10 protein-coding genes are annotated in these 14460 nt (G+C 62.5%); 6 read left to right on the top strand and 4 right to left on the bottom strand.

The window, feature by feature from the left end:
* Positions 1-139: 139 nt before the first annotated feature.
* Both lysA and BMZ35_RS01525 read left to right on the top strand, forming a co-directional pair.
* Positions 140-1405, top strand: coding sequence for a diaminopimelate decarboxylase (gene lysA / locus BMZ35_RS01530; RefSeq protein ID WP_093090229.1), 1266 nt, complete (start codon positions 140-142; stop codon positions 1403-1405).
* Positions 1406-1441: 36 nt separating this feature from the next.
* Positions 1442-3997 carry a TIGR02302 family protein gene (locus BMZ35_RS01525; protein ID WP_093090226.1) on the top strand — a complete coding sequence of 852 codons (2556 nt, stop codon included), beginning with the start codon at positions 1442-1444 and terminating at the stop codon, positions 3995-3997.
* 72 nt (positions 3998-4069) lie between these two features.
* On the opposite strand, the gene BMZ35_RS01520 is transcribed toward BMZ35_RS01525, so the two are convergent.
* Positions 4070-5170 carry a zinc-ribbon domain-containing protein gene (locus BMZ35_RS01520; protein ID WP_093090224.1) on the bottom strand — a complete coding sequence of 367 codons (1101 nt, stop codon included), beginning with the start codon at positions 5168-5170 and terminating at the stop codon, positions 4070-4072.
* A 146-nt stretch (positions 5171-5316) separates the two neighbouring features.
* Here BMZ35_RS01520 and BMZ35_RS01515 point away from each other — a divergent pair, with 146 nt between their 5' ends.
* Genes BMZ35_RS01515 through BMZ35_RS01500 form a run of 4 tightly spaced genes read left to right on the top strand, consistent with a single transcriptional unit; the run spans position 5317 to position 8225 of the window.
* Entirely contained in the window at positions 5317-5994 is a 678-nt protein-coding gene (locus BMZ35_RS01515; RefSeq protein ID WP_093090222.1) for a cell division ATP-binding protein FtsE, read from the top strand.
* 11 nt (positions 5995-6005) lie between these two features.
* Positions 6006-6893, top strand: a complete 888-nt coding sequence (locus BMZ35_RS01510; RefSeq protein ID WP_093090220.1) for a cell division protein FtsX — start codon at positions 6006-6008, stop codon at positions 6891-6893.
* Complete coding sequence (locus tag BMZ35_RS01505) at positions 6893-7633, top strand: lysophospholipid acyltransferase family protein (protein WP_093092460.1); 741 nt, start codon at positions 6893-6895, stop codon at positions 7631-7633. The genes BMZ35_RS01510 and BMZ35_RS01505 overlap by 1 nt, the downstream gene beginning before the upstream one ends.
* Positions 7620-8225 (top strand): pyridoxamine 5'-phosphate oxidase family protein, encoded by a 606-nt coding sequence (locus BMZ35_RS01500; RefSeq protein ID WP_093090218.1) that lies wholly within the window; start codon positions 7620-7622, stop codon positions 8223-8225. Before BMZ35_RS01505 ends, BMZ35_RS01500 begins: the two co-directional genes overlap by 14 nt.
* Positions 8226-8334: 109 nt before the next feature.
* On the opposite strand, the gene lpdA is transcribed toward BMZ35_RS01500, so the two are convergent.
* The 3 genes from lpdA to BMZ35_RS01485 all read right to left on the bottom strand — a co-directional run bounded on the left by lpdA (position 8335) and on the right by BMZ35_RS01485 (position 14385).
* Positions 8335-9732, bottom strand: coding sequence for a dihydrolipoyl dehydrogenase (lpdA, locus tag BMZ35_RS01495; RefSeq protein WP_093090216.1), 1398 nt, complete (start codon positions 9730-9732; stop codon positions 8335-8337).
* 171 nt (positions 9733-9903) lie between these two features.
* Positions 9904-11424 (bottom strand): 2-oxoglutarate dehydrogenase complex dihydrolipoyllysine-residue succinyltransferase, encoded by a 1521-nt coding sequence (gene odhB / locus BMZ35_RS01490; RefSeq protein WP_093090214.1) that lies wholly within the window; start codon positions 11422-11424, stop codon positions 9904-9906.
* 3 nt (positions 11425-11427) lie between these two features.
* Positions 11428-14385 (bottom strand): 2-oxoglutarate dehydrogenase E1 component, encoded by a 2958-nt coding sequence (locus tag BMZ35_RS01485; protein WP_093090212.1) that lies wholly within the window; start codon positions 14383-14385, stop codon positions 11428-11430.
* Positions 14386-14460 lie beyond the last annotated feature (75 nt).

Here is a 14460-nt window from a genome sequence, read left to right as displayed (position 1 = left end):
AAATGCACGCATTTTCAAACCTCACCCCCGGGGTATTTTTGGAAAAAGAAAGTGTGGGTGCGGTGCGCGGTTGAAGCGGATTGAATGACTCTGCGCGGCTGGCTATGAGGGTTCGGACGGGTATCAGGAGACGCCGGACATGGATCATTTTCTTTACCGAGACGGCGCGCTTTTTGCCGAGGACGTTCCGGTGGCCGAAATCGCGGCTGCGGTGGGAACGCCGTTCTACTGCTATTCGACGGCCACGCTGGAGCGGCATTTCCGCCTGTTCGACGAGGCGTTGGAGGGAGTGGACCACCTTGTCTGTTACGCCATGAAGGCCGCGAGCAATCAGGCCATTCTCAAGACGCTCGCCGCACTGGGCGCCGGGATGGACGTTGTATCGGGGGGCGAATACGCGCGTGCAATTGCCGCCGGCGTACCGGGGGATCGGATCGTGTTTTCCGGTGTCGGCAAGACCTGCGAGGAGATCGCAACCGTTCTGGCGGGGGGTATTCGACAGTTCAACGTCGAGAGTGAGCCGGAGATGGAAGCGATCAACGCCGTGGCGTTGGAAATGGGAGTTGTGGCGCCAATCACGGTGCGGGTGAACCCGGATGTGGATGCCAAGACCCACGCCAAGATCGCGACCGGAAAGTCGGAGAACAAGTTCGGCATCCCGATCAGCCGGGCGCGCGAAGTTTATGCCCATGCCGCCAGCCTGAAGGGGCTGAAGGTGGTCGGGATTGATGTGCATATCGGCAGCCAGCTGACCCAGCTGGAGCCTTTCGAGCTGGCCTATCGGAAGGTGGCCGAGCTGACCGAGCAGTTGCGCAGCGACGGGCACGAGATCATCCGGCTGGACCTTGGGGGCGGGCTGGGTATCCCTTATGAGCGCTCCAACAGCGCGCCGCCCCTGCCGATGGAATATGGCGCCATGGTCAAGCGGGTGCTGGGACACCTGGACGTTGAGATCGAGATCGAGCCGGGGCGGTTGATCGCCGGAAATGCCGGGATCATGGTGAGCCGGGTCATTTACGTGAAGTCCGGCGAGGACCGGGAGTTCCTGATCGTGGACGGGGCGATGAACGATCTGATCCGACCTGCCATGTACGAGGCGCATCATGACATCGTGCCGGTGATCGAGGCTGAACCGGGGCTGGAGCCGGTACGTTATGACATCGTGGGGCCAGTCTGTGAGAGCGGAGACACGTTTGCCAAGGGACGCGCGATGACGCCTCTGGCGGCGGGCGATCTGATCGCGTTTCGCAGCGCAGGCGCGTACGGGGCGGTGATGGCGAGTGAATACAACTCGCGGCCCTTGATTCCCGAGGTTCTGGTGAAAGGGGATCAATTTGCGGTTATCCGCCGACGCCCGACCTATGAAGAGATGATAAACCGCGATAGCATCCCTACATGGCTATAAGGTCGTATCGGCCGCAAGCCTTGTGGATGGAGCGTCGTGGAACACCGATCTGAGGCTGACACTGCATTGAAAAGGCTGGGCTGGGTGCTTGGCCTGACACGGGTTGGCATTCTGGCCGAGCGTGTGACGCGGGCGTTCTGGCCGCTTTGGTCCCTTGTTTTCCTTGTTTTGGCTGCCTTGATGATGGGCGTGCAGGATGAACTGCCGCTTGAGGCGGTATGGACATTGGCGGCGTTGGCCGTGCTGGGAGCATTGGTGGCGTTGGTGGCCGGCATGCGCGGTTTCGCGGTTCCCACCCGTGCTGATGCGCTGGCGCGGCTGGATGCGACCCTGCCGGGGCGGCCGATTCAGGCCTTGATGGATCATCCGGCGATTGGTGAGCGGGACGCGGGAAGCCGGGCAATCTGGCAGGCGCACCAGGCGCGGATGGCGGAGCGGACGCGCGCGGCGCGCCCCGTGGAGCCGGATCTGCGGGTGTCGCGGCTGGATCCGTTCGGTCTGCGATACATCGCGGTGCTGGCGCTGGCGGTGGCGGTCTTGTTTGGCTCGGTTGCCCGCGTTGGCAGCGTGGCCGAGATGGCGCCCGGATCGGGCGCGGCCTTGGCGGCAGGGCCGACATGGGAAGGCTGGATCGAACCGCCCGGCTATACCGGACGCCCGGCGCTTTATCTCAATGATCTGGAGCCGGGGACGCTGGAGTTGCCCGAAGGCAGCCGGGTTTTGATGCGCCTTTATGGCGAGGTGGGCGCGCTGAGCGTAGCCGAGACAGTATCGGGGCGGATTGGCGAAGTGCCAAGCGCGTCCGAACCGGAGCAGGATTTCATCATCGCACAATCCGGAAATCTCGAGGTGCTGGGGCCGGGGGGACGTGTATGGCGCATCGACATGATCGCGGATGCAGCGCCCAAGATCGTGATCAACGGGTCGGCGGAGGTGTCCGGACGTGGCGAGATGACACTGCCTTTCGCGGCGGAGGATGACTATGGAATCAACGGCGGAACGGCAGTGATCGCGCTTGACCTTGGGGCGGTGGACCGCCGCTACGGGTTGGCAATGCCGCCCGAGTCGCGACCTGTGGTCACGGTGCCCTTGCCGTTGCCGATCACGGGGGATCGCGCCGCGTTCGAAGAAGTTCTGATCGAGGATTTTTCGAAACATCCGTGGGCGCATTTGCCCGTTACCGTGACATTATCGGTTGAGGATGATGCGGGGAATGTCGGGCAGGCTTTGCCAGAGGCGCTGCTTTTGCCGGCAAGACGTTTTTTTGATCCGCTGGCGGCTGCTGTGGTGGAGTTGCGGCGCGACCTGTTGTGGTCTCGCGAGAACGCCCGTCGTGTGGCGCAATTGATGCGGGCAATATCGCATCGGCCGGAAGACGGGGCGTTCAAGAAAGAGACCGACTATTTGCGGATGCGTACGATCCTGAGGCGGTTGGAAGCTTATTCCACGCGCGGGCTGGATGCAGAGCACCGTGACGAGATTGCGGAGGCGCTCTGGGATCTGGCGTTGAAGCTGGAAGAAGGTGATCTGGGCAGCGCGCTTGAACGGTTGCAGCGGGCGCAGGAGCGGCTCTCGGAAGCGATGAAGAACGGGGCCAGCGACGCGGAAATTGCACAGTTGATGCAGGAGTTGCGCGAGGCGACCGAGGATTACATGCGTGAACTAGCACGGCGCAATCAGCAGGACGGCGAGGAGGGTGAGGAGCAGCAGCTTTCCGAGAATTCCATGCAGATGACGCAGGACGACCTGCAGCGCATGATGGACCGCATTCAGGAGTTGATGGAACAGGGCCGCATGGCCGAGGCTCAGCAAGCCCTGGAAGAGCTGCAGCGCATGATGGAAAACATGCGCGTTACGCAAGGCCAGGGGCAGCAGAGCCCCGGAGAACAGGCGATGGAAGGGCTTGCCGAGACCCTGCGCGAACAGCAGGGCCTGTCGGATGAGGCGTTCCGCGAATTGCAGGAACAGTTCAACCCGAACGCCCAGAGCGGCCAATCACAGGAAAACCAGGGCTATAGCGGTGGTGACGGGCGCGGCGAGGCGCATGACGGCACCGGTCAGGGACGTGGCGAGGGCGAGGAAGGGACCGCGCAGGGGCAACAGCCGGGGCAAGGCGAACTAGAAGACCGGCAGCGGGCCTTGCGCGAGGAACTGAACCGGCAGATGGGCAACCTTCCCGGACAGGGCACGCCCGAAGGCGACGCGGCACGCGAGGCGCTTGGACGCGCGGACGAGGCCATGGAAGGGGCCGAAGACGCGCTGCGCGAAGACGATCTGGCCGAGGCGATCGACCGGCAGGCCGAGGCGATGGAAGCGCTGCGCGAAGGTATGCGCAATCTTGGCGAAGCGATGGCGCAGCAGGAGCGGCAGGGCCAGCAGGGCACTGCGGAAAACCAGGGCAACGCGCAGGACCCGCTTGGGCGCAGCGCAGGCAACCGGGGGCCGTCAGGCACCGATGAGGGGTTGCTGCAGGGTGAAGATGTGTATCGGCAGGCACGTCGGCTGCTGGACGAGATCCGGCGCCGGGCGGGCGAGAGCGCGCGACCGGAAGCCGAGCGCAATTACCTTGAGCGGTTGCTGGATCGGTTCTGAAGCGATAGCCGAGGCGTGACTTGCGCGCACCCGTGGTGCGCGACTACCCACCCACACCGGCCTTTTTTTCCTTTAAGATCCAGAGGCGATGTTGTTCAGCATCAGAAAGAGATTCGTGACCTGAGAGTCGAGCCAGACGCGGCCATTGTTGGCGCCGGAAACGAAGCTTTCCAGATAAGGGGCCGCCGGGGGATAAGCCGCCGCGATTTCCTGGTGCTTCGAATAGGCAAGGATCGCCAACAAAGCCAGGAGCAGGACGATGACGAACCCGATCCGGAACCCGCGTTTCCTGCTGGCCTCGCTGGACACGGCGGGGTCCGCGTTTGGCGAAAGGCTGGCTTCGCTGCTGCCACGGAGGGTGGAGTTGATTTCCTCGATATCGGGAAGCAACTCACGCCTGGATTCGGCTTTATGCGCCATCGGTTCGGCGGGCGCGGAAGGTTCGTCTTCTTCGGTTGGCAGGCCGCGCAGGCGGCGCATCCGGGCCTTGGCCTGAAGCGCATGACGATCGGATTCCGTTTCAGGCGCGTGCAATCCGAGTTCGGTTTGCGTCTCGAGCGTTTCCGCGGCGCGCACGCGGGCTTCGTGCTCGGCTTCCTCGCGCAGCACGTCTGCGATGGCGGGGTCCAGTCCTCTGCGGGTTGGCGCGTCGGGCACGGCGGGCTCTTCTTCGAGAGCGTCATCGGCGTCAGTGTCAACTGCGTCCGTGTCATCGGCGTCCGTGTCGTCGCCGGTTTCGTCATCGTCGCCCCAGAGATCGTCCTTTGCCGGGTCCGTTTCGGTATCCTGAGTGGACTCCTCGGCTGCTGTGGTGTCTTCAGCCCAGGCGTCTTCTTGCCAGGGGTCGGATTCCAGTTCCCAATCCTCTTCGGCTTCGTCTAACAGCCCGTCGCCCTCGGCGTCGGGAGCTTCGTCTTCGTCCCCAAGCGAGATTTCAGGCGGCTCGACCTCATCAAAGGGCGGCGTGTCGTCCGCATTCTCGTCTTCGGTCTCTTCCTCGGGAAGGTGTTCGGACAAGGCGAACGGCTCGTCTTCCTGCGGTGTTTCGACCTCGGGATGGGATTGGAACCATGTATCCCCGCAGTTGGAGCATTGCACGTCGCGTCCCGCGAGCGGGATCACGTCATCCGGTACTTCGTATTGCGCGCCACAATTCGGGCAGGTAAGCCGCATGGTGTTCCCCCGATATCCCCAAACTTATCGTTATTTACAGGATCATATTCTGTAACTTGCGATCGGGAAAGTGCAAAGCCTTGGCGTGATTGGATTGAATCCATGCCGATGCTCGTGCACAACAAGGCCAGACAGGGGGCCGATCCGTGATCGAACTGGAAAACATTGCTTATAACTATGGTGGCGGCGAATTGCTGAGCGAGATTTCTCTCAAGCTCGCGCCGGGATCGTTTCATTTCCTCACCGGGCCGTCCGGGTCGGGGAAGACCACATTTCTCAAGCTGTGCTATGGCGCGCTGATCCCCACGGCGGGGAGTGTACAGCTTTTTGGACAGGACGTGCGCCAGATGGACCGGGATGGCCATGCCTTGGCGCGCCGCCGGATCGGTGTGGTGCACCAGGACTGCCAGTTTCTCGACCATCTGCCGGTGGCGGACAACGTGGCGCTACCGCTGACCGTTTCGGGACGGGATTCGCTGGAACAGGTGTCAAACCTCAAGGAGTTGCTGAACTGGGTGGGGCTTGGGCATCGTGCCAGCGCCCTGCCGCCGGAACTGTCTGGTGGTGAACGGCAGCGGGCGGCGTTGGCACGGGCGGTGATCATGTCGCCCGAGGTGGTACTGGCCGATGAACCGACAGGCAACGTGGACTGGGAAATGTCTCAACGCCTGTTGCAATTGCTGGTCGAACTCAACCGGATGGGCAAGACCATTCTGATCGCCACCCATGACCTGAACCTGATCCGCACGGCCAAGCATCATGTGCAGGCACGGGTCCTGCGGATTTCGAACCGCAAGTTGCAGTTGGCGGGGGCAGATCTGTGAGCATTCGCAATATGATAGCAACTGTTGCTGCAGGAGATGCGCAGGCCGACCGCGTGGTGCCGCCAACCGGGTTTACCGCACGTCTGACATTGTTCGCAGCCGGAACCATGGCGTTTCTCACGGTGTTTGCGCTGGCCCTGTCGCTGGCGTCCGGGCGGTTGGCCCAACGTTGGGGTGACGAGTTGGCGCAGAGCTCGACGTTGCGGATTTCCGCGCCCGCCGAACAGTTGGATGCGCAGACGGCGGCGGCGTTGCGGCTGTTGGAAACCACGCCCGGCATCGCTTCGGCGCGCGCGCTGAGTGACAAGGAACAGCGCGCGCTTCTGGAACCTTGGTTCGGGCCGGATCTGCCGGTCGACAGCCTGCCGATCCCGCAGTTGATCGAGATCCGCGAAACCGATGACGGGTATGATTCCGCCGGGCTTCGGCTTCGGTTGCAGGCCGAAGTGCCCGGTGCGGTGCTGGATGACCATACGCGTTGGCGCAAACCGCTGGAACGGGCGGCAGGGCGCTTGCGACTGTTGGGGTGGGTTGCGATTGCCCTGATCGGAGCCACGACAGGTGCCATGATCACGCTTGCGGCGAATGCGGCGCTGGCCGCCAACGCTCAGGTGATCTCGGTGCTGCGTCTGATCGGGGCGCAGGACAGTTATATCGCGCGGGCCTTTGTACGCCGCTTTACCCTGCGCGCGCTGGCAGGAGCAGCGATTGGCACGGTTATGGGGATGGGGGCGATCCTGCTTTTGCCCGCCGCGCAGGATGAGGGCGGGTTTCTGACCGGACTGGGCTTTACCGGCGCCGGGTGGGCGCTGCCGTTGATGATTCCGCCGTTGGCCGCGGTGGTGGCCTATGCGGCCACTGGGGCCGCAGCGCGGCGGACGCTTTCGGAGTTGGCATGATGCGTTATGCAATCCAGTGGGTACGATCCCTGATCTTCAACACACAGATGTATGTCGCGATGCTCGTGCTGGGCGTGTTGTTTTTCCCTTGGGCATTGTTTGACAGTCGCGGTGCCCTGACCGCCTGTAAGACCTATGCACGGTGGGTGAGGTGGACGGCCAGTTGGATAATTGGCCTGAAGACGGAAGTGCGGGGCACACCGCCCACCGAGCCGGTTCTGATCCCGTCCAAACACCAGTCATTTCTTGATATCCTGATGATCTTTGCCGCCGTGCCCGCAGGCAGGTTCATCATGAAACGTGAATTGATGTGGGCCCCCATTCTGGGGCAGTACGCGCTTCGGATCGGGTGTGTGCCGGTCAATCGCGGCAAGCGGGGCGCGGCGATCAAGAAAATGATGGAGGACGTTGCCTCGGGCGCGGCCAAGCCGGGGCAGTTGATCATTTATTCGCAAGGAACGCGGGTCGCACCCGGGGATCGGAAACCCTACAAGGTGGGCACGTTCGCGCTTTACAAGCAATTGGGGCAGACCTGTGTGCCCGCAGCAACCAATGTCGGTGTGTTCTGGCCGCGCCATGGGGTGTATCGCAAGCCGGGGCTGGCGGTGGTGGAGTTTCTGGACCCGATTGAACCGGGCATGAAACAGGCCGAGTTCATGGAGCATCTGGAGCGGGAAGTCGAAGCGAAGTCAGATGCATTGATGCGTGAAGCGGGGTTTGATCCCGATGCAGTGGGTTGAAGATATTTCCGAACTGGAAAGGCTCTACGGGAATCCCGGCGCGGCCTCTTTACGCAAGGTGGCGCAGGAGCTGACGCCGGAGTACCGGCGCTGGATCATGGCGTCACGGTTCTGTGTTGTTTCGACGGTTGGCCCCGAAGGTACCGACGGAAGCCCGCGCGGGGATGACGGTCCAGTGGTGCGGGAACTGGATGCACAGTCGCTGGCGATGCCCGATTGGCGGGGCAACAACCGCATGGATACGTTGCGCAATATCGTGGAAGACGGTCGAATTTCTCTGATGTTCATGGTGCCGGGGTCCAATACCGTGGTGCGGGTGAACGGTTTTGCTCGTGTAACGACGGATGCAGCGCTTTGCGAGAGTTTCGAGGTGGATGGGAAGCATCTCCGGTCGGTGATCGTGATCCGGATCGGAGAGGTCTATTTCCAGTGCGCGCGGGCGTTGATGCGGGCGCGGGTCTGGAGCAGCGGAGACGAGAGTGAAGGCTTGCCCAGTGCTGGGGAGTTTCTGTCGGCGCTGACCGAAGGCGAAGAGGGCGGAAAGCCCTATGATGACGCCTGGTTGGAACGGGCCAAAGCGTCAATGTGGTAGGGGGCAAGGGATTTCGAAATGCCTTGGAAAGCGGGTTCGAACCCGTTTGGCGCCGCCCATCAAAAAGGCGGCCGGTTGGGCCGCCTTTTCTCGTTTTTGACCTGATACTTCAGCTGTGGATCGCGCCGTCGCCGCAGGCCAGCGCGGCTTCGCGCACGGCTTCCGAATAGGTCGGGTGAGCGTGGCAGGTCAGGGCAATGTCCTGTGCCGAGGCGCCAAATTCCATGGCAACGCAGATCTCGTGAATCATGTCGCCCGCCGCCGGGCCGATGATGGCGGCGCCAAGGATGCGGTCGGTTTCAGCATCGGCAATCAGTTTCACAAAGCCGTCGCCCTGGTGCACGGCCTTGGCGCGGGCGTTGCCCATGAACATGAACTTGCCGATCTTGGGCTTCTTGCCTTCGGCCTTGAGCGACGCTTCGGTCGCGCCGACGGTGGCAACTTCGGGGGTGGTGTAGACCACGCCGGGGATGACGCCATAGTTCACGTGGCCATGTTTGCCGGCGATCACCTCGGCGACGGCCATGCCTTCGTCTTCGGCCTTGTGGGCCAGCATCGGACCTTCGATCACGTCGCCAATGGCATAGATGCCGGGCACGTTGGTGGCCCAGTGGGCGTTGGTGGCGATCTGGCCGCGTTCGGTGAGTTTCACGCCAGCGGCGTCGAGGCCGAGACCCTCGACATAGGGTTTGCGGCCCGTGGAGACGAGCACGACATCGGCATCGAGCGTCTGTTCCTCGTCGGGTTTTTTCTTGAGCGCGTACTTGACTTTGGCCTTGGTCTTGGTGGCGTCCACGCCCGAGACGGCTGCGCCCATGACGAAGCTAAGACCCTGTTTTTCAAGGATACGCTTGAAGGTGCGCTGCACGTCGGCATCCATACCGGGGCAGACGGCGTCCATGTATTCCACGACCGTGACTTCGGCGCCGAGGCGGGCATAGACCGAACCGAGTTCGAGGCCGATGACGCCTGCGCCGATCACGACCATTTTCTTCGGGACCTTGGGCAGGTCGAGCGCGCCGGTGCTGTCCACGACGATGCCCTTGTCATTGTCGACTTCGACGCCGGGCAGCGAGGCCGGGACCGAGCCGGAGGCGATCACGATATTCTTGGTCTCGTAGGTGGTGTCACCGACCTTGACTTTGCCTGCGGATTCGATGCTGGCATAGCCCTTGATCCAGTCTACCTTGTTCTTTTTGAACAGGAATTCGATGCCGCCGGTGTTCTTGCCGACAACGTCGGACTTGTAGGCTTTCATCTGTTTCCAGTCGACGGACGGGCTTTTGCCCTTGAGGCCCATGTCGGCGAAATTGTGTTCGGCTTCGTGCAGCAGGTGGGTGGCGTGCAGCAGGGCCTTGGAGGGGATGCAGCCCACGTTGAGGCAGGTGCCGCCAAGGGTTTCGCGGCCCTCGACCACAGCGGTCTTGAGGCCCAGCTGGGCGCAGCGGATGGCCGACACATAGCCGCCGGGGCCTGCGCCGATGATGATGACGTCATATTGGGACATGGGTCATTTTCCTTTAAAAAACGACGCCCGAAACAGGTTCGGTATCACGTCGGTATTACGTCGGTATCGCGTCGGTGCGATACGGGGATTACGGGCGTCGGCACCGCGAAAGGTGCGTGAGATCACGCACCCTACTGCGATGTAGGGTGCGTGCTTGCACGCACCGTGCCTTTACAGATCCATCAGCAGGCGGCGGGGATCTTCCAGCGCTTCCTTGACGCGGACGAGGAAGGTCACGGCGCCTTTGCCGTCGACGATGCGGTGATCGTAGGAGAGCGCGAGGTACATCATCGGGCGGATCTTGATTTCGCCGTTGATGACCATCGGGCGGTCCTGGATCTTGTGCATGCCGAGGATGCCCGACTGCGGGGGGTTGAGGATCGGTGAGGACATCAGCGAGCCATAGACACCACCGTTCGAGATGGTGAAGGTGCCGCCCTGCATTTCCGCCATGGACAGTTTGCCGTCGCGAGCGCGGCGGCCCTTTTCACCGATGGCTTTCTCGATCTCGGCAAAGGACATCTGGTCGGCGTCGCGGATCACCGGAACAACCAGACCCTGCGGGGTGCCAGCGGCGATGCCCATGTGCACAAAGTTCTTGTAGACGATGTCGGTGCCATCGATTTCGGCGTTGACCTCGGGAACCTCTTTCAGCGCGTGGCAGCAGGCCTTGGTGAAGAAGGACATGAAGCCCAGGCGGACGCCGTGTTTCTTCTCGAACTGGTCCTTGTACTGGCTGCGCAGCGCCATGCACTCGGTCATGTCCACCTCGTTGTAGGTGGTCAGGATCGCGGCGGTGTTCTGTGCATCCTTGAGGCGGCGCGCGATGGTCTGGCGCAGGCGGGTCATTTTCACACGCTCTTCGCGGGCAGCGTCATCGGCCGGAACCGGGGCGCGCGGTGCGGCGGCGACAGGGGCTGCAGCGGCCGGTGCCGGGGCCAGCGCGGCCTTGAGCACGTCTTCTTTCATGATGCGACCGTCACGGCCCGAACCCTGTACGTTGGCGGGGTCGATGCCTTTTTCCGCCATCAGCTTGTTGGCCGAGGGGGCGTTTTCCACGTCGGAGCGGCCCGCACCGGCAGCGATTGCCGGGGCCTGAGCCGCAGCCGGGGCGGCGGGGGCGGGCGATGCGCCCGAAACAGCAGCACCAGAGCCGGAGATCACGGCGAGTTTCGCCGATGCGTCCACGGTGGTGCCTTCCGGCGCAACGATTTCGGCCAGAACACCCGCGGCGGGGGCAGGCACTTCGACCGAGACCTTGTCGGTTTCCAGCTCGCAGAGCATTTCGTCCTGCGCAACCGTGTCACCCACGGCCTTGAACCACGTGGAGACGGTGGCTTCGGTCACGGATTCACCCAGAGTGGGCACCATGACATCGACGCTGTCGCCACCCGACGCGGGGGCGGCAGAGGCTTCGGCAGCGGGGGCCGCGGCGGGCGCTGCAGCTGCGCCATCTCCGGCGGCGATGGTTGCGAGCAGGGCGTCAACACCCACGGTATCGCCTTCGGCGGCGATGATGTCTCCCAGCACGCCAGCAGCGGGGGCGGGCACTTCGACAGTCACCTTGTCAGTTTCCAGCTCGCAGAGCATTTCGTCGACGGCAACTGCATCACCGGGCTTTTTGAACCAGGTGGCGACGGTGGCCTCGGTGACGGATTCGCCAAGTGTGGGGACGCGAACTTCGGTCGTCATCGCTTAGTTTCCTTCCATGGAGAGCGCGGCATCCACCAGCGCTTCTTGTTGTGCTTTGTGTTGGCTTGCCAGACCGGTTGCAGGCGAAGCCGATGCGGGGCGGCCTGCGTATACCGGGCGGGTGTGTTTTGCACCGATACGGGTCAGGGCCCATTCGATGTTGGGTTCGATGAAGGTCCAGGCGCCCTGGTTCTTGGGCTCTTCCTGACACCAGACCATTTCCGCGCCCTTGAAACGTTCCAGTTCCTTGACCAGCGACATGGCCGGGAACGGGTAGAACTGTTCGATGCGCATCAGGTAGACATCGTCGATGCCGCGGGCGTCGCGCTCTTCCAGCAGGTCATAATAGACCTTGCCCGAGCACATGACGACACGCTTGATGTCCTTGTCCTTTTTCAGCTTGGTGTCCGAGTGACCCTTCTGGGCGTCATCCCAGAGCACGCGGTGGAAGCTGGAGCCGGTGGTGAATTCCTCGACATCGCTGATGCAAAGCTTGTGACGCAGGAGCGATTTCGGGGTCATCAGGATCAGCGGCTTGCGGAAGGTCCGGTGCAGCTGACGGCGCAGGATGTGGAAGTAGTTGGCCGGGGTCGAGCAGTTCGCCACGATCCAGTTGTCCCCGCCACACATCTGCAGGAAGCGTTCCAGACGGGCCGAGGAGTGTTCCGGGCCCTGGCCTTCGAAGCCGTGGGGCAGGAGCACGGTCAGACCCGACATGCGCAGCCATTTGCTTTCACCCGAGGAGATGAACTGGTCGAACATGATCTGGGCGCCGTTGGCGAAATCGCCGAACTGGGCTTCCCACAGGGTCAGGGCGTTGGGTTCGGCCAGCGAGTAGCCGTATTCAAAACCCAGAACCGCGTATTCGGAGAGCGCCGAGTCGATCACCTCGTACTGGGACTGACCGCTGCGGATGTTGTTGAGCGGGTAATAGCGCTCTTCCGTGTCCTGGTTGATGATGCCCGAGTGGCGCTGCGAGAAGGTGCCGCGGGTGGCGTCCTGACCCGCGAGGCGGACCGGGTAGCCTTCGGTCATGAGCGAGCCGAAGGCGAGCGCCTCGGCGGTGGCCCAGTCAAAGCCCTTGCCGGTTTCGAACATCTTGCCACGGGTTTCCAGAAGACGGCCCACGGTTTTATGTACCGGGAAACCCTCGGGCACGGTGCTGAGCGCGGTGCCGATTTCCTTGAGCGTGCTTTCCTCGATCGAGGTCTGGCCGCGCTGGTAGTCTTCTTTCTGCTTGTCGAGATGCGACCAGCGCCCGTCCAGCCAGTCGGCCTTGTTGGGTTTGTATTCCTTGCCGGCCTCGAACTCTTCGTTGAGGTGCGCCTGGAAAGCGGCTTTCATGTCCTCGATCTCGCCTTCGGGGATCAGCCCGTCCTTGACGAGGCGCTCGGTGTAGAGCGAAAGCGTGGTCTTGTGGCCCTTGATGCGCTTGTACATCACCGGGTTGGTGAACATCGGCTCGTCGCCTTCGTTGTGACCGAAGCGGCGATAGCAGAACATGTCGATGACGACGTCTTTCTGGAACTTCTGGCGGAATTCGGTCGCCACCTTGGCGGCGTGCACGACGGCCTCGGGGTCATCGCCGTTGACGTGGAAGATCGGCGCTTCGACCACCAGCGCGTTGTCGGTGGGATAGGGCGAGGAGCGCGAGAAGTGCGGTGCGGTGGTAAAGCCGATCTGGTTGTTCACCACGATATGCATCGTGCCGCCGGTCTTGTGACCGCGCAGCCCGGAAAGGGCGAAACATTCGGCCACGACACCCTGACCGGCAAAGGCCGCGTCACCGTGCAGCAGGATCGGCATGACCTGCGTGCGGGTGGCATCGCCCAGCTGGTCCTGCTTGGCGCGGACCTTGCCGAGAACCACCGGGTTCACCGCTTCGAGGTGCGAGGGGTTCGCGGTCAGCGAAAGGTGCACGGAATTGCCGTCGAATTCACGGTCCGAGGAGGCGCCGAGGTGGTATTTCACGTCGCCCGAGCCGTCCACGTCATCGGGTTTGAAGCTGCCGCCCTGGAATTCGTTGAAGATTGCCTTGTAGGGTTTGGCCATCACGTTGGCGAGCACCGACAAACGGCCCCGGTGGGGCATGCCGATGACGATTTCCTTCAGGCCAAGGTTGCCGCCGCGCTTGATAACCTGCTCCATCGCGGGGATCAGGCTTTCGCCGCCATCGAGACCGAACCGCTTGGTGCCCATGTATTTCACATGCAGGAACTTTTCGAAGCCTTCGGCCTCGACCAGCTTGTTCAGGATGGCCTTGCGGCCTTCGCGGGTGAAGGTGATTTCCTTGTCATAGCCCTCGATCCGTTCCTTGAGCCAGCCGGCCTGTTCGGGATCGGAGATGTGCATGTACTGCAGCGCGAAGGTGCCGCAGTAGGTCCGCTTCACGATGTCCATGATCTGGCGCATCGTGGCGATGTCGAGGCCCAGCACCTTGTCGATGAAGATCGGGCGGTCCATGTCGGCATCGGTGAAACCGTAGGACTTCGGGTCCAGCTCGGGGTGCGGGGTCTGGTCGCGCATGCCCAGTGGATCAACGTCGGCAATCAGGTGGCCGCGGATACGATAGGCGCGGATGATCATCAGGGCGCGGATCGAGTCAAGCACCGCCCGCTTGATCATGTCGTCGGAAACCTCGACGCCCTTCTCGGCGGCCTTGGCCTTGATCTTGTCGCCTGCGCCCTTGATCTCGGGTTCTGCCCATTCGCCGGTCAGCGAGGCGGTCAGGTCGTCATTGGGGATCGGCGGCCAGTCGTTGCGCGCCCAGGAAGGGCCGGAGGCCTCGGCCTTGACGTCCATCTCGGCATCGCCCAGTTGGCGGAAGAATTCCTGCCAGACCTCGTCAACGGCGTTGGGGTCATTGGCATAGCGGGCATACATCTGTTCGAGATATTCCGCGTTGTGCCCCTGCATGAAGGAAGAGGCGTGGAAGATGTCGTTGGGGCTTTGGTCGGTCATTGATGACTCCCGATCCAGACGGTTTCTATTGTCGTTGTCCGCAAACGCGGAAAAGGGACCGGGCGCTTGGGCCCG

Source organism: Shimia aestuarii (assembly GCF_900114635.1).
GTDB lineage: Bacteria > Pseudomonadota > Alphaproteobacteria > Rhodobacterales > Rhodobacteraceae > Shimia > Shimia aestuarii.
The sequence above is the reverse complement of the archived record's forward strand: the minus strand, read 5'-3'. Positions and strand labels throughout refer to the sequence as shown.